Below are 26,467 nucleotides of genomic sequence, written 5' to 3'. Positions count from 1 at the left end.
ATGTCTCTCTAAGGGCATTTTTCCGAGTGATCGGCGTTCGCAACGGAGCTTGTTCTTCATTCCGCGGCAAACAAGGCTTTGTTAATATCTTTTTCGATTTAAAGAGAGTCTAGAGGCGATCTGTATTATCTACGCCCTGCTCTCAACGGACTTATCTCATTCCTGTTTTCGCGTGTCGGCTGGGGAGAAGCATCATGGTTTCGCGGATGGGGCGTCAGGCTGGGTTTACCCTAGTCGAACTTCTGGTGGTGATTGCGATTATCGGCGTGTTGATCGCGCTGTTGTTGCCGGCGGTGCAGCAGGCCCGCGAAGCGGCTCGCAAGATGCAGTGCACGAACAACCTGAAACAGATCGGTTTGGCGCTGCATAACTATCACGACGTCAACGGTCGTTTTCCGCCGGGATATTTCGTCGGGCTCGACGACTCGGACCCGGACGACAATCCGCTCCGCTATTGCTGGTTCCAAACGATCTTGCCGTTCGTCGAACAGACCGCCCTCTCCGATTCGGTTCAAACCGACATCAAGGCGGGCCGAGTTCCGTGGGAATTCGCCCAACGGGCGACGGTCGTCAACGGCTTTATGTGTCCGTCCGATCCGGCGAATCCGAAGGTTGGTTCAATCCGCGGTTTTCATGGCAATTACGTCGTCGCGCACGGGGGCGGTCAAAGTTTGAAGGCCCGCGATAACGAACGTAACGCCAACGGCATGTTCTACGTCGCTTCGCGGACGCGAATCGCCGACGTGATCGACGGGACGAGCAATGTTGCGATGGTCGGCGAGATCGTGCTGGTTCCCGACGACGTCGATCGTCGCGGCGCCTACTACATGATCGGCTGGCGAACCGCCAACGCGACGCTCGCGCTGCGCGACACGCCGAACAGCGCTGCGCCGGACGCCGGTAATTTCTCAGCGCTGGTCGACTACCTGCCGCACGCTCCGGCGGTCGACTCGAACGAATGGTTGCGAATGAACGCTCGCAGTTATCATCCCGGCGGCGTGCTGGTTGGCCGGGCCGACGCGTCGGTCAGCTTTGTCGGCGACACGGTCGATCTGACGACCTGGAATCGCTTTGGCAATCGTAATGACGGCCAGGTGCTCGGCGAACTGTAAGGTCGCCGAAGCCGAGTCGTTCCAGTCCGTGTTCGCAACTTGGGGAGTTTAGAATTCATGACGCTGGGGAAATATTGCGTCGCGATGATGTTGGCGGCGGTGCTGCTGATGAGCGGTTGCCAGACGAAGAGCGGTCCGTCGACCTATCCGGTTTCCGGTCTGGTGACTTACCAAGGAAAGCCGGTCGAAAGCGGGCGCATCATCTTTGTTCCGGATACGACCGAACTGGGGAGTGGGCCGACTTGCGCCTGTGAAATTGTCGCCGGCAAGTTCAGCGGCGAGTCGACCGCCGGGGTGAAGAAGATCGAGATCTACGGCTCGTGGGAAACTGACCAGATGATCAAAATGGACGACGGCACCGGCCACGTCAAAAAGCGAGCGTCGATCCCGAGCAAGCATAACGAAGGAAGCAAACTCAAGGTCGACGTCGAGCCGGCGCGGAACGATGACCTGGTCTTTGAATTGGAATAGTGGACGCAAGTAGGCAGCAAAAGAGCCCCGTGTTGGGGCTCTTTTTTTGTGTTAACAGCCTGGCGCCTTATCGCCAATCCAATGGATGAAGTGCCGCAAACGATCCCGCGCGATCGCCAACGATTCGTCGTCGATTGGAAAGCGAACGAGCAACTTCAGTGCGAACGGATCGTGTCGCGATTCTTCCGGTCCTGGAGGCTGATCGACTTCCCAGGCAATCGGCACATTTCTCTTCTTCCAATCAACCGGGAAGCTGCTGCTGAAATGCAGCATCCAGGAATGTCCCCACTGCGGGTCATGACGAATCGCGAACTCGGTCCGCGCTTCCAACTGCTTGACGTTGGATGGAAACGTCAACTCTTCCATTTCGCCGCTGCGCAGCGCATCGATATCTTCGAGCAACTTGTTCAAGCAATAGAACGGGAGGTCGATCCCGGCATGATATTGCAGGTGACGAAGGTTGTTGTTGTGGTCCAGTTCGTCGCCTGAAAGGCGAAGCGTCAAGTAGACGACGTTTTGCGGTTGGTTGCCGATCTCGCCCCAGGCGAGACCTTCTGGGACGACGCTGCAAGTCGCATTGCCGCCGTGGAAATCGAACGAGAAGCCTTCGAGTTGGTACGAACCGTCGGCCAACCGATATCCATATGCGTCTGGGTTGTAGTTCATGGGGTCACCTCACCAGCGAGATCCGAAGTCGGCAATGTACAGGAAGGTGAGAGAGAGGAACGTGCCGCAACCGGTTCGCGCCGGCGAGCGAGAATTACGGGAAAAGCCGTTGTTCCGTTTGTTTGCGTCGCGCTTTCCCCGCTCGCTATACTGCGGGACCTGCTGCTCAGTGATCATCCCCTTCACGCACAAAGGCATAAAGATGAGCGAATCGGAAACTGCGATGGAGAAACCGAAGCCGAACATGATCGCCGTCTGGATCGGACGCGTGATCAGCGTTCTGGCGGGGTTGGCGTTTTTGGCGGCCGGCGTGATGAAGCTGTCGATGGCGCTGGGCGGAGAGTTGGATCCGGAAGTGGTCAAGCAGATGGAGGAAGGTGGTTTCCCGGTAGAGAAACTGCTGCCCCTCGGCATCTTGCTAACGACCTGTGCGGTCCTTTATTTGATTCCGCCGACTTCGATGCTGGGGGCGATTCTGCTGACCGGATACATGGGAGGCGCGATCTGCGTCCATTGGCTGAAGGGAGAAGACTTCACGATGCAAGTGATCCTGCCGGTCATGGCTTGGCTCGGGCTCTATCTGCGGGATCAGCGGTTGTGGAGGATGCTGCCGTTTCGATTTGTCTGATGAAAACGAACTTTCTGTACGCGGATTTGCCCAGCTGTTTGAAAGTCGTTGGTAGATTGGCAGTTACGTTCGGCGAAAGATTTCTCCGCGGGCGCGAACCCATCCCAAGTTGGGTTGTCTACGTAAGTGCCACTGCGAAAATTGCTCTTGCAGAAGACAACCAAGTGGTGCAAAGTTGAGTTATCGGGTTGCGTTGACGCGACGCAATTTACTAGAGCCCAGACCGACGCCGTCTAACAGGCTTAATCGGCAGAGGCTGGGGTGGCTTTAGTGGAAAGGAGGTGGTTCAGTGGAATCTGTCTGTATTAGCCGAAGAGGTGGTGACGCCTAACGGCTGCCGGCGGGTTGCCGGTAGGCGCCCCACTGCCACATTGGATCCTTTTTTGATCTGATTTGGTTTCAATCGGGACGTGCGAAGAGCTTGCTTTTCGCACGTCCTGTTTTTTTGCGCGTCCTCCAACTTCTAATTGCGTGGAAAGCGCAGCGACGATGACGATTCACGTTGCCCGAAACGTGGTATTTGACGTCGCCTCTTCTTCTTCGTGAGCGCATTGAGTACATCGCAAACCAGGAAGCGTTTGTGATGCAGGCGAATTGTTTCTAATGAAACGATCACGCATGGATCTTGTTAAGTTTCGCCGCATTCGGTTTGAAATGAATCAATTTGATCCAGTGCGCTTAGATTTCGCTTGCTCAATTTCAAACGATTCCCTTCAATAGCCAAAGGCGAAAGCGAAGCGGGGCCTCACGGTCGTGTGACGTTTTGTCCGCTATTCTCCCTCTCTTCTCCTTACAACTTGATCAAGGAACGGCGTTATGATCTGGCATCGCGCGTGCGCTTCCGTGAACCGACGTAACGGTTTTACGTTGGTCGAACTCTTGGTGGTGATTGCGATCATTGGAGTTCTGATCGCTCTCTTGTTGCCCGCGGTGCAGCAAGCCCGCGAAGCGGCGCGGCGCAGCCAATGCTTGAACAATCTCAAGCAGCAAGGTCTGGCGTTTCACAACTATCACGGCACGTACAAATGCTTCCCGTTCGGCTGGAACATTACCGGCGACTTGAATGGATCGGGTTGGCCGTTTCAGATCCTTTCCTACTTGGAACAAACGGCGCTGGACGACAAATGGGACTCGCGCGTTCCGGCGATGGACCAGGCCGCTGCAATCGGCTTTCCGGCGGCTGCGGCGACCGCCAACTTGGAGGTAATCAAGACTCCGATCGATGCGTTCATGTGCCCCTCCGCGGCCGAAGAAACCATCCATAACTACGGCGTTCCGGCCGGCTCGCTTGATACCGGCGTTCCGCCGCTCGATCTAACCTGGACTGCCGCGCGTAGCGATTACTGTGCGACCAGCGGCATTCGGGGCGATTTCGCCGCGGTCGCATATGCGTCTAATCCGGCGACGAATCGGAGCGGCGTTCTTTGGCAGACTGGTTACGGCGGCAAGAGCTCGTGTCCGCGGATCGCAAATATTGTCGACGGCACGTCGAACACCTTTCTGGTCGGCGAACGACTTGGCGGATCGAACGTCTACAAGCTGCGAAAGATCGACGCAACTCTTACTGCGGCGGCTGGTCCGGCGCAAGGGGGAGCTTGGGGAGATATCTTGATCGGCGAACATTGGGCGCAAGGCTCGCTGTACGACGGTTCGTTTACCGGCAGCGGCGGCCCGTGCATCATCAATTGCTCCAACGGACGAAGCGTCGGCTATTACTCGTTTCACCCAGGCGGCGCCAATTTCCTGATGTGCGACGGATCGGTTCGCTTTATTCCTTCGACGATCGCGTCGTATACCTTCGCATCGCTGGTGACGCTGAATAATGGGGAAGTCATCGGCGACTACTAGTCATTTGCCGTAGCGCGCGGCCTCTCTTACTTTGCCGTTTTTCACCTCCTTGAGGAAAGGTTGAATGAGCAATTGGAAATTCGCTGCGCTGCTCGCCGGCGCAGCTCTCTTCCCCGGTGGGTGCAGCCATCAAGAGCACGCTTATTACGCGAAACCGACGACCAAAGTCTTGGGTAAGGTTACCGTGGATGGCGCCGCCCCCGGCAGTCCCATCGTGATCAAGTGTCACCCGGCCGACGGAATCGATCCCGAGCATCCTTCGGTCACGCAAGCGCTGACCGGTCCGGACGGAGCGTTTCAGTTGTCGACCTATCAAGATGGGGATGGTGTTCCTCCCGGCGACTATTCGCTGACGTTTTTCTGGGGCAAGTACAACGCAATTTCGGCCGGCTTCGTCGGTCCTGATCGCTTGAAGAACCGCTACATGAAACCAGAGAAGTCTCCCATCAAACTGTCGATCGCCGATGACCAGCCGATCGACATGGGGACGATCGCGCTGACGACGAAATAAGCGTCGTCGCAAACGCTCCCAATCCGCTTCGCCGCATTCTTCCCTCCTTCGTTGGAAAGTCCGTCTATGATTCGCCTCCGGGTCGTCTGTTGGTTTGTCGCGCTCACGTTCGCATTCGCCGCTCCGCGGCATCTTTGGGCCGAGTCGATCGCCGATCCGACCCCAACGGCGCTCCAAGACTATGTCGCCAAAGCGGACGACAGCTTTACCTGGAAGTTGGTCAAAACGACTGAACTGCCGTTGGCGATGGGGCGACTGCACGAGGTCGAATTCACTTCGCAAACCTGGCAAGGGATCTCCTGGACTCACACGCTGGCGATCTTCGAACCAAAAGAACTCGCCCATCCCGAACATGCCCTCCTCTTCATCACCGGCGGCCGAATCGGCGGCAAGTTGCGGAGCGGCGACATGATCGCCGGCGCACGCATGGCCAACGCCGGCGGGGTTTGCGTCGGCTATTTGCTGCAAGTGCCGAATCAACCGCTGCTCGGCGATCGTGTGGAAGATGACCTGATCACCGAATCGTTCCTGCGGTATCTCGATTCCAAAGATGCTACATGGCCGCTCCTCTTCCCGATGGCCAAGAGCGCCGTTCGCGCGATGGACGTAATGCAGGCCGTCGCCAAACAGGAGTGGGATGGGAAGGTCGAGAAGTTCGTCGTCTCCGGCGCGTCAAAGCGCGGCTGGACCACCTGGCTGACGGCGGTGGCCGATCCGCGCGTCGCCGGCATTGCGCCGATCGTGATCGATACTCTCAACTTCCAGCCGCAGATGAAGCACCAGATCGACGTCTGGGGAAAGTACAGCCCGCAGATCGAAGACTACACCAGCAAAGGTCTGGTCCGCGTGATGCAGGAGCAACCGGAAGTTCCCCTTTGGCGATGGGTTGATCCCTACACCTATCGCTCGCAGTTGACGCTGCCGAAGCTGATCATCAACGGCACCAATGATCCGTACTGGGTCGTCGACGCCCTCAATATCTACTGGGACGGCTTGTCCGGGCAAAAGCACATTCTGTACATCCCGAACGCCGGGCATGGACTAGAGGGAGGAGTCGAAACGGCGCTAACCACGCTGGTCGCCTTCGTCAAACATGTGGCCGATGAAAAGCCGATGCCCGATTTGCAGTGGCAATACGGCGAAGCCGATCGCAAGATCACGCTGAACGTGCAGAGCGACGTGACGCCGAAGGAAGTTCGTCTTTGGTCCGCGACCTCCAGCGACGGCGATTTTCGCCCGTCGAAGTGGTCGGCGACGCCGATCCAAGCGACAGAAGGGGGCTACATGGTCAGCGTCGATCTTCCGGCGGAAGGTTTTATCGCGATGTACGCCGAAGCTCGCTACGAGCTGGGAGGGCACGTTTATTCGCTGACGACGCAGATTCGTCGTCAGTAGGTTTTCCACGTAGGCAAGAGGCGAAGCGATGAGGGAGAAATCACTCCATAATCGTGACGCCCAAGTTGCGAGCGGCGTCGTGGAGCCGGCTCTTCCACGCGATTTCCTCGTCGTTGATCGCACGGAATGAAATCGACACTTGCTCCCTGGTCGCCTGCGAGGCTGGGTTTTCTTCGTGGGCGATCGCAACATAGCTGCCGACTTCGCGGTTCACCTTCGCTTGGAATTCAAGATACTCCAGCATGTCACGGCGGAACTTGGCGACTCCGGCGTCGTTCGACGCCGGCATCGCTTCGATCTTGGCGCGGACGCCGCTTAGCGTCGTGTCCAGGTTCGCTTGCGCCTGGTCGGCGGCGTCCAGGTCGACCGCTTCTCCCTGGAACCAAGGCCCCATCACTCTTCCCCACGCGGCCCCCGATTCGGTCAGCACCGCCGTTTCGTTGATCATGGCGACGGCGGAGGCGGCGGGCGAAGAAGCGCGCTGGGGTGGAACGCAACCAGCGCTAACGAGCACACAGAAGCAGAGGAGAAGTCGACAGTCCAAACGCATCGCAAAAGTCCCAGGGTAAGTCCAAATCGAAGAAGTCGGAATCTCGCCTATTGTACGCGTAGATTCGCCCCGCCAAAACGCGATTCCGCTTCAGTTTACGCCATGGGATTGTTGGCCATGAAGTCGGCCCACAAGTCGTCAAGGCTTTTGCCGGTCAGCTCCTCAAACATCTTCTCGTTATACTCGCGGCCGCGGAGCGCCCCGTCCAATTTCGGCACGATGCGGCGATCGTATTTCCAAGTCAGAAAGGCGAGGAACGCGGCGGTGTTGTTGTAGCCGTCAGTGTACTTGGCTCGATCGCGATTCAGCGGATAGCGAGGGCGTTCCGCTTCGTACTTCCAATAGCGGATGTAGTCGGCGATTCCTTCAACCAGCCAGCCCGGCTTGTTGCGAGCCCGCGGATACGACTGCACGACGTGCGTCAGTTCGTGGATCACCATCCCAAAATCTTCGGGATGCGATTTGATCCAGGGCATGCTGATGTAGATGTTCTGGCCGATCGTCACGCCGGGGGCGTCTTGCTGTTTCTTCAGCACCAATTCAACGCGCTCGGGCGGCGTCCAATCTTCGGTGTCGAGCAACTGGCAGATGATCGGGAACCATTGATCGCACAGTCGCTTCGCCTCTTCGCCCCACGCTTTCGCTTGTTCGTCGTCGCCTGCTTCGTCGGCGACCAATACGAACTGCGGCGTGATCGGCGCCTTGGCGGTCGCGGGATACCATTTCTTCGCGAGGTCTTCGGCGGCGCGGCAATAGGTTGGCGCCAGAGTCAGAGACAGCAGCAAGGTAAGGCAAGCAGTACGCAAGATCACGAGACGTTTCTCCCTGTTCCTGAGGATAGACCGCGCAAAGATCATACTGATCATAGCCAAGACGGGCGCACTGGACAGGAAATTAAAGGAGTCTCCGGAAAAATCGATTTGTTCCGACCTGCGCGCAAACTGCGAGCTAAGCTTTCGATAGAGGGGAAATCACCCTCGCCTACGGTAGTTTTTCACCAACCGGGACGACAATCATGTTCGCGACTCAAAACCGCATTGCGATTTTTTGCGTAGCGATGACGCTGCTTTGGTCGGCAGAAATTTTTGCGCAAGACGGCGACGCCACCAAAAGCGACGACAATTTCTACTCGTTCATGATGGCGGGCCAGTCCGACAAAGAACGCCGCGGCAAAACGCCCGAAGTGCTCGCGCCCTATAACGCGCCGATGCCGGCGATGAATTTCTGGGGGGGCGACTTCGGCAACGGACCGGGATTTGGTTATTGGGGCGGCGGTTATGGCCTGGGATACGGCGGCTTCGTCGGCATCGGGCCAATTGGTTACGGACCGATCGGATACGGCGTCCCCTACAGCTATCCCGGCGGATATTATCCGGCAGGAATTGGTTATGGCGCCGGGTATGGCTTCGGACCGCAACCGATACCGACGGGAGACGGCCTTCGCACCGAACTGCAATCGCGCGCAGCGAGCGAACAACCGGTGAAGATGATTCAGAATCCGCGGTTGCCGTTCGGCGGCGGCCCGGGACCGATTCGTCCGCCGATGGCTCCGCAGCACTAGTCTTACTTCTGCGTCATCGATTGCTGAAGCGCGTGCAACTCGGTTTGCCGCGCCAGCGTCGGCAGTTGCACGAAGATCCGCGTCCCTTTGCCGAGCGAGCTGTCAATCTTCGCCGATCCGCCGAAGAGTCGCGCACGCTCGATGATGCCGCGAACGCCAAAGCGTTCGTTGGAGACTTTCTTCAGGTCGAAGCCTTTACCGCGGTCGTTGATTCCGATTTCGAGGCGATCCCCTTTCCGGCGCACCGCGACGTCGGCGTGCGACGTACCGCTGTGTCGACGGACGTTGGAGACCCCTTCCTGAACGATGCGGAACATGGCGCCGGTAAGCAACGGATCGAGGTCTTCGAATTTTCCCTCGCAGTCAATCGTGGCGTCGAATCCGTACCGATCCTGCTCCTCGGCCGCTAAGTAGCGGAGCGCCTCGACCAGACCGTCGTCGTCGATCACCAGCGGACGTAAACGGCTAATGGTGCGGCGGGCTTCGACGATCGCCGAACGGAGCATCTCCAGTCCTTTGGCTTGATCTTCCAAAGCCGGGTGACCCTCATCCTGCAACCGATAGCGAACGGCGTCGAGCGCGAATTGGGCGCCGACGACATACTGCACGAACCCGTCGTGAATCTCCAGCGCCGTCAGTTGGCGTTCTTTTTCCTGCAGTTGCCAGAGCTCACGCAGCAGTTGTTCGTCGTGCGCCAATCTTCGCTGCGTTCGCCGCAGTTCCGAAACGTCGGTTGAAGCGATCACCGCCCCTTGGATTTCGCCGTCAAGGATCAGCGGTCCGCAGCGGACAAGCAGGTCGAGCACGCCCCCCTCGTAGGGAAAGCTCGTTTCCCATTGCTTCATTTCGCCCCGTTCGAGCGTCGCTTTCAGATTCTCCAAGATCGAATCTCGATCTTCCGGCGTCGCAAAGTCGATCATAGGGCTGCCGATGACTTGCTCACGCGTCACTCCCGCCGCCGTTCGATTGATGTATTGCGTGCGGCCATTGCGATCGAGCGTCATCAGGAAGTCGGGCGAGCAGTCGCTCATCGCTTGCCAGCGTGCAGCCATCGCGTCGATCTCGGCGCTCGCTTCCACCACTTTCGTTTCCAGTTCGCCGCGCGACTGTTCGAGATGGGTCACGTCCCAGCAGACGCCGCAGAATTGCACCGCCTGGCCTTTGTCATTGCGAATGACGACGCCGCGATCAGAGAGGTGGTGAATCGATCCGTCCGGCCAGATGACCCGATAATTCACTTCATACGTGTTTTGGTTAGCGAGTATTTCTTTCAGGACTTCTTTCGTTCTGGGGCGATCTTCCGGATGCATCGCATTGAAGAAGTCGTCAAGGCTCATTGCATCGTCTTCGAACTGGCGACCGTAAACGGGAAAATGCTTTCCGGTAATCGTCACCTTGTTCGTCGGGATGTCCCAAAAGTAAACCCCGACGTGCGGCGGAGTCAGCGCCAACTTCAATTGCGACTGCGATTCGGCCAGGGCCGCCTCAATTTCTTTCTCTTCCGTGACGTCAATGCAGACGCCGTTGTACGAAAGAAAGTCGTCCGAAAGACGCATCGCGTTGGAGCGGACGCGGGCCCAGTGGACGCTTTGGTCGGGAGCGACAATTCGCATGTCGATCGCGAACGGCAGGCTCGGATCTTTCAAGCAGGCGTCGGCCTTGGCGAAGTAGAGCTCGCGATCGTCCGGATGGATCATTTCGATCATCAACTCAGGACGTTGGTAGACCTGCTCCGGCGTATAGCCGAAACGCGTAATGCCATTGCCGACGAAGGGCATTTCGAGCTCGCTGCCGTCGACTTTGTTCTTCGTCTGGAAGAGGAAGCAGGGAAGATTGTCGGCCAAACCGCGGAGCGCTGCGACTTGTTGTCGCAGCTCGCGGTTCTCGCGCTCCAGTTCGGCGCGGTTCGACTCAGCTTCATTCAACCGCTCGCGCAGCTGAGCGATGAGATTTTCGGGGTTTTGCGAATCCACGGCGTTAATCGAACTTGCGGCGGCATGTTGGGGAAAGGGTACCTAACATTCTAACCGCAAGTCTTCGGAATTACGTACCCCGAGGGGTACGGATCTCCGCGAAGTTCTGTCGCTTTACGCTCGATTACATCGGTGGAGGAGGCAATTGCAGCCCATTATCAGCGACCGGCTGGGCAAGAGCGGCCGCGTACTGCTCCAGCAACGCGACTAGCGAACGAAAATCGGCCCGCTGCGACAGTTGGGCGTACTCCGGATTTGCCATGACGCGGCGGAAGTTTTCCAGGGACGAGGCCAGCGCTTGCGGCGACGGTTGTCGACCCGGCGTATAGACTTCGGCCGGCAGCGCCAGATAGCGGCGCCAGTTGTCGTCGAGCACGGCGGCCAGACGCTGCGAGGCTGACGCGGTTTCGGCTTGCAACTGGTTCAGATGCTCCGAGGCTTGGCCGACCGTTTCCACGGCCGGAGACGGACCGCTCAACTGCATCTGCGGCTGTTGTTCTCCAACGACCGTCATGCCGGCCGGGACCGGCGCCGAATACCTGAGAACCGTCGCGACCAGTTCGTTCGCTTCCGGCGGAACGCCGTTGGCGTAGTAGGCCTGCGTCGCGGCCTGGTTCATTTGCAACGCGCTGCCGTCAAGCGACGCGCCGATGAAGAGCCCGCGGCTCCGATTGTACGAGTAGATCTCCGACTTCAGCTCCAGGTCGGTGCCGGCCGAAGCTTGACGTCCCACCGGACCAGCGGCCGCCGCGGCGTCGACTCCCAAGGTGAACTTCCCTTGCAGCAAACCTTGCACGCTTTTCTGCGTGCGGAAGACGAGGATAACGTCGGTCGATTGAACGCCGACCTGCCAGCCGACGCTGCCGCCGGTCATGCTGACGAACTGCGGAGCGGTCCAACCGCCGGTGTTCGCATCACGAACCATCACGACGCCGTTGCCATGACGGACGCCGACGACGAAGCCCCCTTTGATCATGTTCGGAATGATCACCAGCCCTTGGGCATCGGCGAGCATCTTATGTGGGATCCCTTTGGCCGGGATCTGCATGATTTCATTCAACACGCCGGTCGCTTGCACGACCGTTTGCGATTCGAGCGATTGGGCCATGGCCGGCGTACCGACCGACAGGGCGACCGTGCAAAGAGCCGCTAGCGTCAGGTTTGCATAGTTCATGCGAATCCTCCTTGTTCGTCGCACTGGGTGTCTCCCATCGTTTGGTACGGCAATTTACCCGGTTTGGGTTGCAGGGCAAACAGAGAAATCTTCGCTAGCAGCGGCGTTTGAGGGAGCGATTCCCATTGATTTCCCCCTCGCATATGCCGATGATCCCCCTATGTCGAAAATCACGCTCGTCATTCTGCTGCTGCTCCTTCTCACCACGCTGCCTGGCTGCGCGGTCTGCGAGTGGTTCTTGGGGGGCGCTTATAGCGCCGCGGATAGCAGCGATCGCTGGAGCAGCTCGACCGGTCAAGATTTCCAGCAGAGCGACTTCTAATCCGAAACGCCAACCGGCGCGTCGCATCTTACATCCCCCACTATTGATGTTTTCGGGGCGGTTGCTGTTGACCCAACTCCGCTTGGGGACGTACTCTCCTCGCGAGATTTCGCTGCGGCGGTTTTCCGGCCGCATGGTGAACTCATTCCCATTGCAGCTAGCAACCTTGTCTCCTGGATTGAACCGAGGATGTTCCCGCCGGTCTATCGTTTGTCGATTGTGGCGCTGCTCGCGACTTGCGTGTGCGGCTGCGCGCTGTGGCAAAACGACAAGACGACCGAGCCCTCGACGTTGCCCTCCGGCAATCTCTCTGACGACACCGTTATCCTCGAAACGACCAAGGTCCGTATTCCGACCGTGCAGGAAGACGCCGTCGCGCAGATGTGGTTGGAAGTCGATGAGCAATTCATGCCGGCCACAATGCGCAGCCGTCTGTATGAAAACGGGATTCGCGTCGGGCTGATCAACTATCACTTGCCGCAGCAAATCCGCGATCTGTTGGCGGCGAGTTCCGGCAAGGAAGGTCTCAACGGACAATCGTCAGTCTTAATCAAAGATGGCGAAGTCCCGATCGCCGAACAGCGCCGTTTCCGCAAAGGGAAACGGGGCGAGCTGGTCGCGTCGGACGTGATGCCGGAGCTGACCTGCTTCGTCAAAGAAGGAGACGCCGTAACCGGCGAGACCTATTACCAGGCGCAGTGCCGCTTCGCGATTCTCACCTATCCGCAGGGAGACGGTCGCGTCCTGATTGAACTGATTCCCGAGATCCAACACGGCCAGCCGCAGCGCGAGTTCTCCTCCAGCGGCGACGGCGTCTTTCAATTGGCGGCCAAACCCCGCTCGGAACCTCTCACCGATCTGACGATGAAGGCGATCATGTCCCCCGGCGAGACGCTCATTTTGGGCGCCACCGACGAGCTGCGTGGGGTCGGCAAATCGTTCTTTACCCGCTCCGATGGGCGCCGTCAGGTACTCTTGATCCGGTTGGCGGCGAGCCAAACCGACGGACTTTTTGCCGGCGAAGTAGAAAAAACTCCCGAGCCAGGGGAGATTTCGCCCGTTAAAGCAGAGTCTACGGAAAGCTATAGCTCCGTGAGGTTTGATTAATTTCCGGGGGATTGACCGGAACGCTCCTGCAGTTTGATAATCGAGCGATTCAATCACGGAAATTACTTACCACAGGGCGCAAACGAGCGGCAATTTCGCTTCTAGCGCGTCCGAATAGTTCTGCTGAGGAGAGAAGTCTATGCCTCTGGTTACGCTCCGCACCCTGCTCGATCATGCCGCCGAAAACGAATACGGCGTCGCCGCGTTCAACGTCAACAACATGGAACAGATCCAGTCGATCATGGAGGCTGCGGCCGAAATCGACGCTCCGGTGATCGTTCAAGCTTCCCGCGGCGCCCGCGCCTACTCGCAGGACAACTACCTGCGTCACCTGATGATCGCGGCCTCGGAACTCTATCCGCAGATTCCGATCGTCATGCACCAGGACCACGGCAACAGCCCGGAAACCTGCATGAGCGCCGTCGAAAACGGCTTCACCTCGGTGATGATGGACGGCTCGCTGAAGGAAGACGGCAAGACTCCGGCCGACTTTGATTACAACGTTGCGGTCACCAAGAAGGTGGTCGAACTGGCTCACGCCAAGGGCGTCGGCGTCGAAGGGGAACTCGGTTGCTTGGGTTCGCTCGAAAGCGGCACCGGCGAAGCGGAAGATGGCCACGGCGCCGTCGGCGAACTGTCGCACGATCAGCTGCTGACCGATCCCGATGAAGCGGCCGAATTCGTGAAGCTGACCAACGTCGACGCGTTGGCCGTCGCGATCGGCACCAGCCACGGCGCTTACAAGTTCACCGCCAAGCCGACCGGCGAAGTGTTGGCGATGGACCGCATCGAAGCGATTCACAAGAAGTTGCCGAACACCCACCTGGTGATGCACGGCAGCTCGTCGGTTCCGCAAGAGCTGCAGGACATCATCAACAAGTACGGCGGCGAGATGAAGCAAACCTTCGGCGTGCCGGTCGAAGAAATCCAACGCGGCATCAAGAGCGGCGTTCGCAAGATCAACGTCGACACCGACAACCGCATGGCGATCACCGGCGCCATCCGCAAGGTGCTGATGGAAAAGCCGTCGGAATTCGATCCCCGCGCTTACATGAAGCCGGCCCGTGAAGCGATGAAGCAAGTCTGCATCGCCCGCATGACCGCCTTCGGCCAAGCCGGCATGGCCGCCAAGATGCGCGACGCCAAGCTGTTCTAATCGCAGCGCCGATTCACGACCCACAGTTGTAAAACTGAAAAACGCCCTGGTCCCACGACCAGGGCGTTTTGCGTTGGTTACTAACCCGAGGCGCGAGCCGAGGGAATGTGGGTGAGATCAGCGAGTAATGACTTTCTACGGTTCGCGGCTGGAATTGAACTCGTTCCCCTTCGTCGCCGCACAACGCTTTCCCTCGGCTCGCGCCTCGGGTTGGTGTTTGGGGTCTTGGCCGCTTTCGGATCCCCGCTTTCCGCTTTCCGCTTTTCTTCGCTCCGCATTCCCTCGGCTTGCGCCTCGGGCTACGATCGAAGAGATGAAACGACTCCTCGCACTTGGCGTACTCTTCGCAATCGCGGCCGTTGCCGGCTGGTACGTCGGCTATGCGCAGCGTCCGACCTATCGCATTGCTGGGCCGTCGATGGCGCCGGCTTTGTTGGGGCCGCACTATGACGTCGCATGTCCCGAGTGCGGGCACACTTTCGCGATCGACGCGACTCGCGGACCGATTCCGACGGCGGTTTGCGATTACTGCGGCGCCAGAGCTCCCGTGAAAACGGGCGATGTGAAACCCGGCGACGCGATCAAGCCCCTAGCTGGCGAGATCGAGCGATTTGATCTGGTGATGTTTCCCGATCCCGAGAATCCCGCGCAGCAAGTCGTTAAACGCGTCGTAGGACTTCCGGGCGAAACGGTGGAGTGTCGCGACGGAGATCTCTGGATCAACGGCGAGCGATACGTCAAATCGTGGGAAGAGTTGTCGCGGGTCATGATTCCGATTTACGAGGCTGGCGATCCTCTGGCCGACGACCCACGAATCAAGATTTCGAGCGACGGCTGGACCGAATATCATCACCAGGTTCATAGCCAGGGAATTCAGATCGCAGGCGCCGCGCCGCCGCTGGACGACTATCCCTATAACCAAGGTTTGCCAGGCAAACTCCATCCGCTCGACGAACTGATCTGCACGTTTACCTGGCAAGCCGCCGGACTGCTGGAAGTGAGATTCGGTTTTGATGGATACGACCAGCAGATTTGCAGCAATCCTTCCCTCGAAACCACGTATCGCTGGATTTTAGCCGGCGAAGAACCTCCCCCCACCACGTTGGAGTCATCGGGCTCGGGCCACTCGCCGCCGCCAGAGTTGGCAGTCCATGCGGCGCTTTGCGACGGCAAACTACAGTTTGGTGGGGAAGGACGCACCAGTGGGGTTGAGTTGCCGACGGAACTGGATTTCGCCAACTGCTCCGCCGTGCCGGTTCGGATCCTGGCAGGCAGCGGCCAGGTGAAAGGGCTAAAAATCTACCGGGATCTCCGCTACGCCGATTTTCCTGAAACCGAGATCCCTGCTGACGCGTACTTCGTTTTGGGGGATAATGTCCTGGCTTCGCGAGATTCGCGTGATTTCGGCCCGATTTCGGCGAAAGACGCCCGCCGGATGGTCCCCGCTAGCAGGCCGGACTAAAGTTCCTTCGGATCGGCAAATCCGGTATAGTTTCGCTTCCGGCGCCCCCGTCGAGCGCCCCAATTGTCTGAGAACGTGCATGGCCCGTAAGAACCGAACCAAATCCGCGATTCCCGAAGGCGCTACTCCGATGCCGCCGCCGAAGAAGGCCGCTCCGGCCAAAAAGTCGGCGGCCGATAACTTCGCGATCACCCGCGAGTTCATCGAATCGGTGGCGATCGCGATCGTGCTGGCGCTGTTGTTCCGCGCGTTCGAGGCCGAAGCGTTCATCATTCCGACCGGATCGATGGCCCCGACCTTGTTCGGTCGGCACAAAGACGTCCTCGACGAAGAGACCGGCTACGAATATCACGTCGGCGCCAGTGAAGAAGTCAACGCAAGTTCCGGACAAGAGATCGAAGGGCACAATCTGATCGGCACGATCGATCCGCTGTACCACACGGTGCAGAACATCGAAAACATGCCGTCGTACCCTGGCGATCGAATCCTGGTAAGCAAATTCGCTTACGAGTTCTTCTCGCCCAAGCGCTGGGACGTGATCGTCTTCAAACAGCCGCAAGAGCCAAGCGTCAACTACATCAAGCGTCTGATCGGTCTTCCCGGCGAAACGGTCCACATCTGGCACGGCGACATCTACATCTCCGACGATCCGCAAGATGAAGTCGGCAAGATCGCTCGCAAGCCTCCCCGCAAACAGCTGACGCTATTGCAGATGGTGTATGATTCGGACTTTCCGAATCCCGATCTCGAAGAAGCCGGTTACCCCAATCGCTTTGAGCCGTTCCCGCTGAGCAGCACGGCTTGGCAAAAGCAGGATGACGCCGAGTTCCCGTACGTCTGCAATCCGAGCGGCGGCGAAGTTGACTGGCTCCGCTATCGCAACATTTTCCCCGATTCGTCCGATTGGAATTCGGCCAAGCATGGGCAGAAGGTGAACGCCGAACGAGCTCGCGAAGACGACAGCAGCTTGATCACCGACTTCAACGTCTACAACGCCGCCTCCTACGCCGGAACGCCGGGCTTGCCGGCTCGCGACTACGGCATGCATTGGGTGGGCGATCTGGCGGTGGAAGCGGATCTGAACATCAAGTCCAATTCCGGCGAGGTCATTCTCGAACTGGTCGAGGGACAGCATAAATTCCGCTGCACGTTTGACGTGGCGACCGGCAAAGCGACGCTGTCGATCATCGGCGACAAGATCACGTTCGACGCCGCCGACGGCCCGACGATCACCGCCCAGACCGCGGTTCGCGGACCGGGGCAGCATTCGGTTCGCTTCGCCAACTGCGATGACGAATTGCGTCTTTGGGTCGACGACAGCCTGGTTACCTTGTCGTCGCCGGCGACCTTCGTCTCTCCCCGCAACGTGAAGCCGTTCTGGAGCGAAGACGACCCCGGCGACCTGTTGCCGGTCGGTATCGGCTCGCGCGGCGTCGAGTTGTCGGCGAAGAGCTTGCGAATCAAACGCGACGTTTACTACATCGCCGATTCGACCCAGACGCGTCGATCGCGCAGTCATGAACCGATCCTCGACTATCACACTCCGGGCGGCGATCGTCCGCAGGCCGACAATCAGATTTTAGAGATCATGCGTAGTCCTCACCTCTGGAACTCTTCCGAGCTGTGGGACATGCGGGCGCTCGTCTCGTTCACGATGGAAGAAGAGCAGTATTTCCCCCTGGGGGATAATAGCGCGGCGAGCCTGGACGGCCGCCTGTGGCCGATCGGCGAACAGTACGTCCCCGGCGACTTGCTGATCGGCAAGGCGCTGTTCGTCTACTGGCCCCACTCAACGCACAAACCGATTCCTTACTTTCCTAATTTCCGTCGGATGAAGTTCATCGAGTAACTCGCTCGATCGCTTCTCGACGCGGCATGGATGCGCAGCGAGACCATGGAAGAGCTCATTCTGTCAGCCAACGACCTGGAAAAGGTCTACGGCAAACGCAAAGTGGTCGATGGAGTCACCTTTGACGTCCGTCGCGGCGAAATTGTCGGTTTGCTCGGCTCCAACGGCGCCGGCAAGACGACCAGCTTCCGCATGACCTGCGGTATGATCGAACCAAACAAGGGAAAGGTCTATCTCAACGGCAAGAACGTCACCGACTGGCCGATGTTCAAGCGTTGCCGCGACGGCGGAATGGGATACCTGGCCCAGGACTCCAGCGTCTTCCGCAAGCTGACGGTCGAGCAGAACCTGCTCGGCGTGATGGAGCTGCTGGGGATGGACGGCAAGACGCGCCGCAAACGGTGCGAAGAGCTGCTTAACCGGTTCGACATCACCCACATTCGCAAGTCGCGCGCCGCGTCTCTCTCTGGAGGCGAACGTCGCCGATTGGAAATCGCACGCTGTTTGGTTTCCGATCCTGAAATCATCATGCTCGACGAACCGTTCACCGGGATCGATCCGGTCACCGTCGACAGCATCCAGCTGATCATTAAAGAACTGCGGCAGTGGGGGATCTCGATTTTGATCACCGACCACCAGGCCGAAAAGACGCTCGAGATTATCGACCGCTGCTACGTCGTCCATCGCGGCAAGATCTTGTGCGAAGGACGCCCCGACGAAGTGGTGAAGCATCCCGACGCGATCGAATACTACTTTGGCAATCTGCATCGCGCGTTTGACCGTACCGGCGCAGCGGCTTAGTTCGCGAACGATTGCGGTCACGTTGCGATTGGGTCACGATAGTTAGTCGCCGACAGCGGCGACTAACTCGCTCTTTCGTAGAAAGTGGACCGCATGTCGGACAATCCTTTCGCCTCTCCTGCCGAAGCCGATTCTTCCCTCTCGACGACCGGCGTCGAATCGCTGGGTTCGCTCGGCATCTTGCAGCCGCTAGTAAAGATCGGCGTCTGGTCGAAGATCTTCGCGGTTGCGATGATCCTGGTGGGGATCTTGCTCATCATTTCGATTTCCGGAATTATCGTCGGTTGGCTGCCGATCTGGGCGGGAGTGCTCCTGTGGCAACATGCGTCGCTGATCTCCGAAGCGCACCGTTTGCAGGATAGTCGTTTGCTGCAAATGTCGATTCAAAAACTGGCGACTTCGATTAAGGTCGCCGCCATCTTTCAAGCGATTATCATGGCGATATTCGCCTTCTATGTTGCACTAATCGTCTTCGCGATCGGCTTCAACGCGTTCTTCTAAGCGCCGCCGGAAAGGGCCACGTCAATCGCCGACAGCGTGGCGCCAATGCCGCCGGTCAGTTTGACGTCGGCGATCGAGTCGAGGCCCGTTTCGTCGCGGTTCAAGATGACGATGCGGCCGCCGTTTCGTTTCACGTAGACCGGCAAGTCGGCGGCTGGCGTGACGACCAGCGAAGAACCGATCGCCAAAATCAGCTCCGCCTCGCCGCACCAATCGTACGCCCTCTCCAAGACGTCGGTCGGCAGCATCTGACCGAACGAAACGGTCGCATGCTTCAAACGTCCTTTGACGCACTTGGGGCACAAGGGAACCTGGCCGGTCTGTCGAAACTCGGCGATCAGCGGCTCGATATCAAAGCGGGCCGAACAGTCGAGACAGGTCGCCGCCCGGGCGGTGCCGTGCAATTCCAGCACGTTTTGATTGCCGGCGATTTGGTGCAAGCCGTCGATGTTCTGCGTGATGACCCCGCGAGCGACTCCGCGCGATTCCCACTCGGCCAAAACTTGGTGTCCAGCGTTGGGAGCGGCGGCGGCGAATTCGGTATGGGCTTCCGCCTTCTGTTCCCAGTACTCGCGGCGTGCGGACGGAGAACGGCAGAACTCGTCAAAATAGATCGTGCGATAGCGGGTCCAAACGCCGCCGGGGGAGCGAAAGTCGGGAATGCCGCTCTCGGTGCTGATGCCGGCGCCGGTAAACAGAACGGTCGATTTTGACGCGGCCAGCCATTTGGCGACCAAAGCGATGTCGTCCGCTTCGCTCATTTTTCTACGCTCACGTGCTAGGATTAGGGTAGGCCGCGTTGCCGGTATTGTACTGCTGTTTCGACAAGGCTGGTTTCCTTCTGGTTCACCTAGCCGGCGCGTTTATTGTGTACAAATGCTGAGTCCGTACGCTATAATCGAAGCGTCTTCCCTTCCTGCTCCGCCACCTCCTATCGAGCCCCGTCATGAAGATCACGTCGATATCCGTTTACCAGGTTGATTTGCCGCTACGCGAGGGGAACTACGCGTGGAGCGAAGGAAAAAGCGTCTCCGTCTTTGACAGCACGGTCGTGCGAGTCGAGACCGATGAAGGGATCATTGGCCACGGCGAGGCTTGCCCGCTTGGGCCGGTTTATTTGCCTGCCTACGCCGCTGGGGTCCGAACTGGCATCGCCGAACTTGCGCCGCAACTGATTGGCGACGATCCGACGGAACTGGCGAAGCTGAACCGGAAGATGGATTACCTGCTCAAGGGGCATCCGTACGTCAAATCGCCGATTGACGTCGCCTGCTGGGACATTCTGGGGCAAGTGGCCGGCTTGCCGGTCTGCACGCTGCTCGGGGGACGCTACGGCGAAGACGTGACGCTCTACCGCGCGATCTCGCAGCGACCGCCGGCCGAGATGGCCGAGAACGTCGCGATGTATCGAGGCGAAGGGTATCGTCGCTTCCAATTGAAGGTCGGCGGCAATCCGAACGAAGATATCGAGCGGATCCGCGAAGCGGCCGAGATGTTGCAGCCAGGGGACAAGCTGGTCGCCGACGCCAACACCGGGTGGCTCAAGCACGAGGCGCTCCGCGTGGTGAACGCCGTTCGCGACGTCGACGTCTACATCGAGCAGCCCTGCCCTTCGTACGAAGATTGTCGCGTGATTCGCGAACGGACCACCCTCCCCTTCATCCTGGACGAAGTGATCGACAGCATCGATCGGATTGTCGAATGTGCGAGCGATCGCGCGGCTGACGTCGTCAATCTGAAGATCAGCAAGCTCGGCGGTCTGACGAAGGCGCGCCAGGCCCGCGACATGTGTGCGTCCTTGGGAATCGGGATGACGATCGAAGATACCTGGGGGGGCGATATCGTCACCGCCGCGATCGCGCATCTCGCTCATAGCACGCCGACCGAGTTCCTCTTCTCGTCGACCGACTTTAACAGCTACGTCACCAAGAGTATCGCCGAAGGAGCGCCGCAGCGCGTCAGCGGACGCATGGCGGCGTCGAAGGAACCAGGTCTCGGCATCACGCCGAAGCTTGACGTGCTCGGCAAACCAGTCGCCGTCTATAAGTAGAAACCAACCGGTTAGCCCAGATAGCTCCCGCTATCTGGGCCGACGAAGTCGGCAAGAAGCGTCAATCCGCGGCCGGCGCGTTTGCGGCGAGCGTTTTGCCGTTTGAGCTTTCGCGGCTAACCCTTTAGGCCGAGCAGACCACGATCCAGCCGCTTGCGCGATAGCCGCCGAGTAGCCAACTGGCTCGCAGCCGATTCTGACGGTTCATCGCCAGCGGAATGACGCGATCAATCTCGAGATCGGCCGAGCGGAGCGCTTTCAGCAGTTCGCCCCGGCTGAAGACGTGTAAAAAGAAGTTCGGGATGTTGCGGTAGTCGTAGTACTTGTCGCCGCGCTCATGCCACTTCAGCACATGCGACCGAAACAGGTGGAGCGCGACCCAGCTGAAGCCGCTTGGCTCGAACAGGTTGAACCAGAAGTTGTGGACGTGGACCACGAACTTGCCGCCGGGCTTGAGGATCCGCTTCACATGGGCCAGAAACTGGGCGCGATTCTCGGCGCCGTGAATCATCCCCATCGTGCTGAAGAGGCAGATCGCATGATCGACCGAGTTGGTTTCGATCGCGCTGAGATCGACCAGGTTGGCCTGAACGCACGTAATGTCGAGATCGTCGAGCTTCGCCTTCTCGGCGACGACGCGGAGCATCTCGGCCGATAGATCAACCGCCAGGCCCCGATTGCCGCGACGGACCAGCGGAACGAGCGCTCGGCCGGTGCCGCACCCCAGATCGGCGACCAGTCCGGTCGGCGGAATCGACTCGGCGACGACCGCTTCGTCAAACTGGAAGAGTTCGCTGAAGGCGAAATACTCGTCGTAGTCGTCCGCGATCGCCGGCGACTCGACGTAGTCCATCGTGCCGCGGGTTACGCCGCTGGGAAGCTGCCATCGAGGTTTTCGTTTGCCCGTCATAGCCAGAGATTATAGACCGCCGGCGGCGGTTTCGATCAGGGGGCGTCGCCGAGCGCCGCTCGGCTTGTTAGGCTTAATTTCATGATCCGCAAACCGCCGCTAGGGCTTTTCATTACGGGCAACAACACCGAGGTCGGCAAGACGTACGTCGCGTCGCTGATTGCGCGTCAGATCGCCGCCGCCGGAATCCGCTTGGGCGTCTACAAACCGGCCGCGAGCGGTTGCCGTCTCGAAGAGGGGGGCTTGGTTGCCGAAGATGCGGTCCAGCTGTGGGAAGCAGCTGGTCGGCCCGGAACCCTCGACGAAGTTTGCCCGCAGAAGTTCGCCGCTCCCCTTGCGCCCCATTTGGCGGCGCGAGCCGAGAGGAAAGAGCTCGATACGGAACTCCTCCGCCGCGGCGCCGAGGTTTGGATCGATCGGTGCGATTTGCTGCTGGTCGAAGGCGCCGGGGGGCTGATGTCTCCGATGGCGGACGAAGAGTACGTCGCCGACCTCGCCAATGATTTCGGCTATCCGCTGATTGTCGTCGCGGCCAATCGTTTGGGGGTGATCAACGAAACGCTCCAGACGCTGATCACAGCGTCGGTCTTTCGCAACGGTTTGGAGATCGCCGGCGTGATTCTCAACGACATCGCGCCGCAGCCGGACGATATCAGCCGCGCCAGCAACTTCGACCAGCTGCAGCAGCGCTGCGTCCCGCCGATGCTCGCGCACGTGCCGTACGCGGCGTCGGAACTGCCGGGGCAGATCGATTGGCTGGCGCTCGCCAGAGGCGCGTAGCCCACTTCTTTCGTAGCCCGAAGCGCGAGCGAGGGAATTGCGGACGGCCGCCTCGAAACGGATGGGAATTGCCCAGCGCATTTCCCTCGCTTGCGCTTCGGGCTATTAATGGCGACAATTGGCTGCAAAACCGCCCGGCAAATCGCGAAACTGCCGAGACAAAGGCTGGCGCGAAACGCCGCGCCGGTTATCATATTGCATACCAAATCGCCAATTGAATTCATCGCCAGGAGGGCCATCCCTTGCCGAAGGTCGCGCTCGATAAGCTGAAGAACGAAGACTGCATTCAGGGGATGAAGAAGCTGCCTGACGGCTCGGTCGATTTGGTCTTCGCCGATCCGCCGTTCAACATCGGCTATAAGTACGACGTCTACGACGATCGTCGCTCGGCCGACGAGTATCTGGAGTGGAGCCGCGGCTGGATGGAGCAGGTGGTGCGCGTCCTGAAAGAGGACGGCAGCTTCTGGCTGGCGATCGGCGACGACTTCGCCGCCGAGCTGAAGGTGCTCGCGACGCGCGATCTGGGACTTCATTGCCGCAACTGGGTCGTCTGGTATTACACCTTCGGGATGCACTGCAAAGCGAAGTTCACCCGTAGCCATACCCACCTCTTCTACTTCGTCCGCGATCCGGAGAAGTTCACCTTTAACGACATGTCGATTCGGGTCCCGTCGGCGCGGATGCTCGTTTACGGCGATCGTCGCGCCAATCCGAAGGGGCGCGTTCCGGATGATACCTGGGTCCTGCGGCCCCAAGACATTCCAGAGAGCTTCCAGTCCGAAGAGGATACCTGGCACTTTCCGCGGGTGGCGGGGACGTTCAAAGAACGAGCCGGGTTCCATGGCTGCCAGATGCCGGAACAGCTGCTTGGCCGGATCATCAAGGTCTCCAGCAGCGAAGGGGAAACGGTCCTCGACCCGTTCGCCGGCAGTGGATCGACGTTGGTCGTGGCCAAGAAATTGGGACGTCGCTACTTGGGATTCGAGATGTCGCAGGAGTATGCGGCGGCCGCTCAGTCGCGGATCGAAGAGGTCAAGTCGGGGGATCCGCTGACTGGTTCGCCGGAACCGTCCATGAGCGCCCCCAGCACCGCCAATGGCCGACACGTCGACGACGTCAAACCGAAAAAGCGGACCGCCAAGAAACGGGCGACCGCCAAAAAGTAACGTTCCCGTGAACGTCTCGTGAAGATTTGTCGCGACTGCTGGCCGTAATGACGATCGTATCTCCATAATCGGGGTTCTTCATCGAACTTTGATTACATGCAGAGATTGTTGCTATGAGCCATCTGCTCGTCGTGGACGATGCGGCGGTCGATCGCAAGTTGGTCGGCGGCTTGTTGGAAAGCCAAACCCATTACCAAGTCGAATACGCATCCAATGGACTCGACGCGTTAGAGCAGATCGAAGCGAAGTTGCCGCTGGCGGTGATCACCGATTTGCAGATGCCCGAGATGGACGGCATGCAACTGGTGGCGAAACTGCGTGAGCACTACCCGACGGTGCCGGCGATTCTGATCACGGGGCATGGGAGCGAAGACATCGCGCTGCAAGCGCTGCTGCAAGGCGCCGCCGATTACGTCCCGAAAGATACGCTCGCCAAAGAGTTAGCCCACTCGGTCGAAAGCGTACTGCAGATCTCTGATCGAGAGCGACCGCAAAAGCGGTTATCGCATTGCCTTCAGTACGAAGAGCTGCGGTACGAAATCGAGAACGACGTCAGTCTGGTCGGTCCGCTCGTCACCAAGCTGCAGCAGTCGACAATCGAGTTCGGGATCGTCGATCAGCATGGCTCGATTCGGCTTGGCAAAGCGATCGCCGAAGCGATCCGCAACGCGATCTACCACGGCAATCTCGAGATCTCGTCGAGTCATTTGGATCATCCCGACGAAGCGGCCGCCGTTCGTCGTGAAGAAGCGCCGTATAACCAGCGCCGCGTTCACGTCCGTGCGAATCTGGCGCCTGACCAGGCGCGGTTCATGATTCGAGACGAAGGGAACGGCTTCGATCTGGGGCAATTGCCCGACGTGCAGCTTGATCCATCGCGTCTTATCCAGGCCGATAAGCGCGGCCTGGTGTTGATCCATACGTTCGTCGACGAAGTGATCTTCAACGAGTCGGGGAACGAAGTCACCCTGGTCAAAAACTCGCCGGCGTACGTGTTAAAGTCGGTTTCGCCGTTAGCCGACGGTCGAATCGACCTTTGCCTGGCGAGCGGCGCGGCGCTCGGCGGCGTGACGACGTTCGACCTCTTTGGACCGGCGCCACAGGTCGATGATCCCCGAAATCAGCGTGACGCGATTCGTTTGCCGATACGGCGCATCTTCCGGTAGTTGCTCCATCAAGCGGCGATGCGCTTCCGGCATGTTGTGGTACGGCAGCGAGGGGAAGAGATGATGCAGCGCGTGATAGCGCGTTCCCGTCGGGCCCCACAGTTCGGTGATCCAAGGACGGTATGGATAGTTGATCGAATCGAGCAATTGTTCGAGGAAGGTCATCTCCCCTTCGTCGTTGTCGAACCGATGCGCCCCTAAGGTGCGGATCGCATTGAGCGTCAGAACCGTCACGCTGGTCAAGTAAGCTTGCAGCAGGACGGGAAAGGGAAACTTACCGAAGGTCAGCACGCCGATCGCAAACCCCAGGCACCAGAGGAAGCAAGCGGTCTCTTGCAGACGCATGATGCGGAGCGCTTGTTCGGTCGGCAGGGGGCGAATGTAGGTCGGGTCCATCACCATGGACGACGCGTGCGTATAAACGAATTTGCGCAGCTTGGGACTGAACCAGGTTAGCGGCGTCAGCACCAGGCAGCGAAAGACGACGATGATCGGAACGACGACGCTGCTCAACACGAAACCGATCATCTGCCAGCGCCCATTTTGTCCGAGCGCCAGATATTCCCCATCTTTGTCGGTGCCGTAATGCTTGCGGCGATGGTGATCGAGATGGGTGTAATAAACGAATGAAGGCATCAGGAACGGAATACCGATCAAGATGTTCCAGACGATGCGAAAGTAAGTGAACGACCCTGCCCGCATGTGCACCATTTCATGAATGAACATCGCCAGGCGATAGAACATGAGGCAGCTGAGCATGAAGAGGCCGATCTGCGCCAGCGAGAAGGGGGGGCAGACCCTTACGAAGTGAAAAGCGGTCGCCGCGATCGTGAACGAAACCAGCATGTCGGTCCAATAGATGACCGGGTTGGGCTTCAGCAGGTCGTGTACAATTCGCCGGGCGTTGGCCAGCGAAACCTCGGGACGAGCGGCGGGGCGTTTTTGCGAAATCGATGAACGCGTATCGGCGAGACTCATTGGATGCTTACCTTTTTCGCAGCGATCAAATGCGAGAAATCCAAGCCCTCCGTAGAAACCATCCTACATCGGGTTGAGTGGTTCGGCGAAAACTATCCATAATTAACGGCAGATGACACCAGTCGGGATACCAAAGTTTCCGTGATCGGTAAAGTCGTTTTATTTTATCCAGAGTGACTAGAATAGTGGAAGTTCGGGTAGATAAGCAAGGAAGCGGGCCTTTGCGCATTTACTACAACGGCGACAATCAGTAGATTCGCCATCGGGCGGCATTTTTCGCGCGGTTGACCCGAATTAACTACCGTTACCGCTAATTTTTCCCAACGGGCT

The 26,467-nt window shown here is 58.8% G+C and carries 25 protein-coding genes and 1 pseudogene; 18 read left to right on the top strand and 8 right to left on the bottom strand.

The annotated features are described in order from the left end of the window. Nucleotides 1-194: 194 nt before the first annotated feature. Both LOC68_RS15220 and LOC68_RS15215 read left to right on the top strand, forming a co-directional pair. Complete coding sequence (locus LOC68_RS15220; RefSeq protein WP_261360164.1) at nt 195-1,112, top strand: DUF1559 domain-containing protein; 918 nt, start codon at nt 195-197, stop codon at nt 1,110-1,112. A 57-nt stretch (nt 1,113-1,169) separates the two neighbouring features. Beyond that, nucleotides 1,170-1,583, top strand: coding sequence for a hypothetical protein (locus LOC68_RS15215; protein ID WP_230220279.1), 414 nt, complete (start codon nt 1,170-1,172; stop codon nt 1,581-1,583). 51 nt (nt 1,584-1,634) lie between these two features. On the opposite strand, the gene LOC68_RS15210 is transcribed toward LOC68_RS15215, so the two are convergent. After that, nucleotides 1,635-2,249, bottom strand: coding sequence for a hypothetical protein (locus tag LOC68_RS15210; RefSeq protein WP_230220277.1), 615 nt, complete (start codon nt 2,247-2,249; stop codon nt 1,635-1,637). Between the two features lie 202 nt (nt 2,250-2,451). Between LOC68_RS15210 and LOC68_RS15205 the strand changes: the two genes are divergently transcribed. The 4 genes from LOC68_RS15205 to LOC68_RS15185 all read left to right on the top strand — a co-directional run bounded on the left by LOC68_RS15205 (nt 2,452) and on the right by LOC68_RS15185 (nt 6,631). Beyond that, nucleotides 2,452-2,877 carry a DoxX family protein gene (locus tag LOC68_RS15205; protein WP_230220275.1) on the top strand — a complete coding sequence of 142 codons (426 nt, stop codon included), beginning with the start codon at nt 2,452-2,454 and terminating at the stop codon, nt 2,875-2,877. Between the two features lie 816 nt (nt 2,878-3,693). Further along, on the top strand, nt 3,694-4,725 hold the full coding sequence (locus LOC68_RS15195; RefSeq protein ID WP_261360163.1) for a DUF1559 domain-containing protein: 1,032 nt from the start codon (nt 3,694-3,696) through the stop codon (nt 4,723-4,725). A 64-nt stretch (nt 4,726-4,789) separates the two neighbouring features. Continuing rightward, on the top strand, nt 4,790-5,236 hold the full coding sequence (locus LOC68_RS15190) for a hypothetical protein (protein ID WP_230220273.1): 447 nt from the start codon (nt 4,790-4,792) through the stop codon (nt 5,234-5,236). A 66-nt stretch (nt 5,237-5,302) separates the two neighbouring features. After that, complete coding sequence (locus LOC68_RS15185) at nt 5,303-6,631, top strand: PhoPQ-activated pathogenicity-related family protein (protein WP_230220271.1); 1,329 nt, start codon at nt 5,303-5,305, stop codon at nt 6,629-6,631. Nucleotides 6,632-6,671: 40 nt separating this feature from the next. Here the strand turns inward: LOC68_RS15185 and LOC68_RS15180 are convergent, their stop codons facing one another. Continuing rightward, a complete protein-coding gene (locus LOC68_RS15180) occupies nt 6,672-7,181 on the bottom strand; it encodes a hypothetical protein (RefSeq protein ID WP_230220269.1) in 510 nt (169 codons plus the stop codon). 95 nt (nt 7,182-7,276) lie between these two features. Further along, complete coding sequence (locus LOC68_RS15175) at nt 7,277-7,993, bottom strand: basic secretory family protein (protein WP_230220267.1); 717 nt, start codon at nt 7,991-7,993, stop codon at nt 7,277-7,279. Between the two features lie 203 nt (nt 7,994-8,196). On the opposite strand from LOC68_RS15175, the gene LOC68_RS15170 reads away from it, so the two are divergent. Beyond that, nucleotides 8,197-8,742: a hypothetical protein gene (locus tag LOC68_RS15170; RefSeq protein WP_230225203.1), complete on the top strand. Its 546-nt coding sequence runs from the start codon at nt 8,197-8,199 to the stop codon at nt 8,740-8,742. Nucleotides 8,743-8,744: 2 nt separating this feature from the next. Here LOC68_RS15170 and LOC68_RS15165 read toward each other — a convergent pair whose 3' ends face one another. Together LOC68_RS15165 and LOC68_RS15160 are read right to left on the bottom strand one after the other, a co-directional pair. After that, nucleotides 8,745-10,715, bottom strand: coding sequence for a PAS domain-containing sensor histidine kinase (locus LOC68_RS15165; RefSeq protein ID WP_230220265.1), 1,971 nt, complete (start codon nt 10,713-10,715; stop codon nt 8,745-8,747). A gap of 124 nt (nt 10,716-10,839) precedes the next feature. Next, nucleotides 10,840-11,889: a lipid-binding SYLF domain-containing protein gene (locus LOC68_RS15160; RefSeq protein ID WP_230220262.1), complete on the bottom strand. Its 1,050-nt coding sequence runs from the start codon at nt 11,887-11,889 to the stop codon at nt 10,840-10,842. A gap of 160 nt (nt 11,890-12,049) precedes the next feature. On the opposite strand from LOC68_RS15160, the gene LOC68_RS15155 reads away from it, so the two are divergent. From LOC68_RS15155 to LOC68_RS15120, 7 genes are all read left to right on the top strand, one after another. Continuing rightward, a complete protein-coding gene (locus tag LOC68_RS15155) occupies nt 12,050-12,211 on the top strand; it encodes a hypothetical protein (RefSeq protein ID WP_230220260.1) in 162 nt (53 codons plus the stop codon). A gap of 189 nt (nt 12,212-12,400) precedes the next feature. Then, on the top strand, nt 12,401-13,318 hold the full coding sequence (locus tag LOC68_RS15150; protein ID WP_230220259.1) for a hypothetical protein: 918 nt from the start codon (nt 12,401-12,403) through the stop codon (nt 13,316-13,318). Nucleotides 13,319-13,457: 139 nt separating this feature from the next. Further along, nucleotides 13,458-14,474: a class II fructose-bisphosphate aldolase gene (fba, locus tag LOC68_RS15145; protein ID WP_230220257.1), complete on the top strand. Its 1,017-nt coding sequence runs from the start codon at nt 13,458-13,460 to the stop codon at nt 14,472-14,474. A 313-nt stretch (nt 14,475-14,787) separates the two neighbouring features. After that, on the top strand, nt 14,788-15,936 hold the full coding sequence (gene lepB / locus LOC68_RS15140; protein ID WP_230220255.1) for a signal peptidase I: 1,149 nt from the start codon (nt 14,788-14,790) through the stop codon (nt 15,934-15,936). A gap of 79 nt (nt 15,937-16,015) precedes the next feature. Further along, nucleotides 16,016-17,785 (top strand): signal peptidase I, encoded by a 1,770-nt coding sequence (lepB, locus tag LOC68_RS28560; RefSeq protein ID WP_315858796.1) that lies wholly within the window; start codon nt 16,016-16,018, stop codon nt 17,783-17,785. Between the two features lie 30 nt (nt 17,786-17,815). Then, nucleotides 17,816-18,586 (top strand): LPS export ABC transporter ATP-binding protein, encoded by a 771-nt coding sequence (gene lptB / locus LOC68_RS15125; protein WP_230220253.1) that lies wholly within the window; start codon nt 17,816-17,818, stop codon nt 18,584-18,586. A 93-nt stretch (nt 18,587-18,679) separates the two neighbouring features. Then, nucleotides 18,680-19,087, top strand: a complete 408-nt coding sequence (locus tag LOC68_RS15120) for a DUF5362 family protein (protein WP_230220251.1) — start codon at nt 18,680-18,682, stop codon at nt 19,085-19,087. On the opposite strand, the gene LOC68_RS15115 is transcribed toward LOC68_RS15120, so the two are convergent. Further along, the gene (locus LOC68_RS15115; protein ID WP_230220249.1) at nt 19,084-19,848 is read right to left on the bottom strand and encodes an SIR2 family NAD-dependent protein deacylase; all 765 of its coding nucleotides are present in this window, start codon (nt 19,846-19,848) and stop codon (nt 19,084-19,086) included. The two genes, LOC68_RS15120 and LOC68_RS15115, sit on opposite strands and share 4 nt — an antisense overlap. Nucleotides 19,849-20,033: 185 nt before the next feature. On the opposite strand from LOC68_RS15115, the gene LOC68_RS15110 reads away from it, so the two are divergent. After that, nucleotides 20,034-21,137 (top strand): cis-3-hydroxy-L-proline dehydratase, encoded by a 1,104-nt coding sequence (locus tag LOC68_RS15110; protein ID WP_230220247.1) that lies wholly within the window; start codon nt 20,034-20,036, stop codon nt 21,135-21,137. A 124-nt stretch (nt 21,138-21,261) separates the two neighbouring features. Here the strand turns inward: LOC68_RS15110 and LOC68_RS15105 are convergent, their stop codons facing one another. Then, nucleotides 21,262-22,047 (bottom strand): class I SAM-dependent methyltransferase, encoded by a 786-nt coding sequence (locus tag LOC68_RS15105; protein WP_230220245.1) that lies wholly within the window; start codon nt 22,045-22,047, stop codon nt 21,262-21,264. Nucleotides 22,048-22,128: 81 nt separating this feature from the next. Between LOC68_RS15105 and bioD the strand changes: the two genes are divergently transcribed. From bioD to LOC68_RS15090, 3 genes and pseudogenes are all read left to right on the top strand, one after another. Then, a complete protein-coding gene (gene bioD, locus LOC68_RS15100; protein ID WP_230220243.1) occupies nt 22,129-22,827 on the top strand; it encodes a dethiobiotin synthase in 699 nt (232 codons plus the stop codon). Between the two features lie 242 nt (nt 22,828-23,069). Beyond that, nucleotides 23,070-23,993, top strand: a complete 924-nt coding sequence (locus tag LOC68_RS15095; RefSeq protein ID WP_230220241.1) for a DNA-methyltransferase — start codon at nt 23,070-23,072, stop codon at nt 23,991-23,993. Nucleotides 23,994-24,106: 113 nt separating this feature from the next. Then, nucleotides 24,107-24,958 (top strand): annotated as a pseudogene (locus LOC68_RS15090) (response regulator); the annotation flags it as partial. A 48-nt stretch (nt 24,959-25,006) separates the two neighbouring features. Here LOC68_RS15090 and LOC68_RS15085 read toward each other — a convergent pair. Then, the gene (locus LOC68_RS15085; protein WP_230220240.1) at nt 25,007-26,137 is read right to left on the bottom strand and encodes a fatty acid desaturase family protein; all 1,131 of its coding nucleotides are present in this window, start codon (nt 26,135-26,137) and stop codon (nt 25,007-25,009) included. Nucleotides 26,138-26,467: the final 330 nt, after the last annotated feature.

The sequence above is a fragment of the Blastopirellula sediminis genome (genome assembly GCF_020966755.1).
Classification (GTDB): domain Bacteria; phylum Planctomycetota; class Planctomycetia; order Pirellulales; family Pirellulaceae; genus Blastopirellula; species Blastopirellula sediminis.
This window is presented reverse-complemented; position numbering and strand designations above follow the sequence as displayed.

Excerpts from the sequence above, each read along its gene's own strand:
- LOC68_RS15205 (WP_230220275.1), top strand. The coding sequence starts at position 2,452 with ATGAGCGAATCGGAAACTGCGATGGAGAAACCGAAGCCGAACATGATC.
- bioD (WP_230220243.1), top strand. The coding sequence starts at position 22,129 with ATGATCCGCAAACCGCCGCTAGGGCTTTTCATTACGGGCAACAACACC.
- LOC68_RS15105 (WP_230220245.1), bottom strand. The coding sequence starts at position 22,047 with ATGACGGGCAAACGAAAACCTCGATGGCAGCTTCCCAGCGGCGTAACC.
- LOC68_RS15215 (WP_230220279.1), top strand. The coding sequence starts at position 1,170 with ATGACGCTGGGGAAATATTGCGTCGCGATGATGTTGGCGGCGGTGCTG.
- LOC68_RS15180 (WP_230220269.1), bottom strand. The coding sequence starts at position 7,181 with ATGCGTTTGGACTGTCGACTTCTCCTCTGCTTCTGTGTGCTCGTTAGC.
- LOC68_RS15150 (WP_230220259.1), top strand. The coding sequence starts at position 12,401 with ATGTTCCCGCCGGTCTATCGTTTGTCGATTGTGGCGCTGCTCGCGACT.
- fba (WP_230220257.1), top strand. The coding sequence starts at position 13,458 with ATGCCTCTGGTTACGCTCCGCACCCTGCTCGATCATGCCGCCGAAAAC.
- LOC68_RS15120 (WP_230220251.1), top strand. The coding sequence starts at position 18,680 with ATGTCGGACAATCCTTTCGCCTCTCCTGCCGAAGCCGATTCTTCCCTC.
- LOC68_RS15190 (WP_230220273.1), top strand. The coding sequence starts at position 4,790 with ATGAGCAATTGGAAATTCGCTGCGCTGCTCGCCGGCGCAGCTCTCTTC.
- lepB (WP_315858796.1), top strand. The coding sequence starts at position 16,016 with ATGGCCCGTAAGAACCGAACCAAATCCGCGATTCCCGAAGGCGCTACT.
- LOC68_RS15195 (WP_261360163.1), top strand. The coding sequence starts at position 3,694 with ATGATCTGGCATCGCGCGTGCGCTTCCGTGAACCGACGTAACGGTTTT.
- LOC68_RS15185 (WP_230220271.1), top strand. The coding sequence starts at position 5,303 with ATGATTCGCCTCCGGGTCGTCTGTTGGTTTGTCGCGCTCACGTTCGCA.
- LOC68_RS15115 (WP_230220249.1), bottom strand. The coding sequence starts at position 19,848 with ATGAGCGAAGCGGACGACATCGCTTTGGTCGCCAAATGGCTGGCCGCG.
- LOC68_RS15210 (WP_230220277.1), bottom strand. The coding sequence starts at position 2,249 with ATGAACTACAACCCAGACGCATATGGATATCGGTTGGCCGACGGTTCG.
- LOC68_RS15085 (WP_230220240.1), bottom strand. The coding sequence starts at position 26,137 with ATGAGTCTCGCCGATACGCGTTCATCGATTTCGCAAAAACGCCCCGCC.
- LOC68_RS15160 (WP_230220262.1), bottom strand. The coding sequence starts at position 11,889 with ATGAACTATGCAAACCTGACGCTAGCGGCTCTTTGCACGGTCGCCCTG.
- LOC68_RS15155 (WP_230220260.1), top strand. The coding sequence starts at position 12,050 with ATGTCGAAAATCACGCTCGTCATTCTGCTGCTGCTCCTTCTCACCACG.
- lepB (WP_230220255.1), top strand. The coding sequence starts at position 14,788 with ATGAAACGACTCCTCGCACTTGGCGTACTCTTCGCAATCGCGGCCGTT.
- lptB (WP_230220253.1), top strand. The coding sequence starts at position 17,816 with ATGCGCAGCGAGACCATGGAAGAGCTCATTCTGTCAGCCAACGACCTG.
- LOC68_RS15110 (WP_230220247.1), top strand. The coding sequence starts at position 20,034 with ATGAAGATCACGTCGATATCCGTTTACCAGGTTGATTTGCCGCTACGC.
- LOC68_RS15220 (WP_261360164.1), top strand. The coding sequence starts at position 195 with ATGGTTTCGCGGATGGGGCGTCAGGCTGGGTTTACCCTAGTCGAACTT.
- LOC68_RS15170 (WP_230225203.1), top strand. The coding sequence starts at position 8,197 with ATGTTCGCGACTCAAAACCGCATTGCGATTTTTTGCGTAGCGATGACG.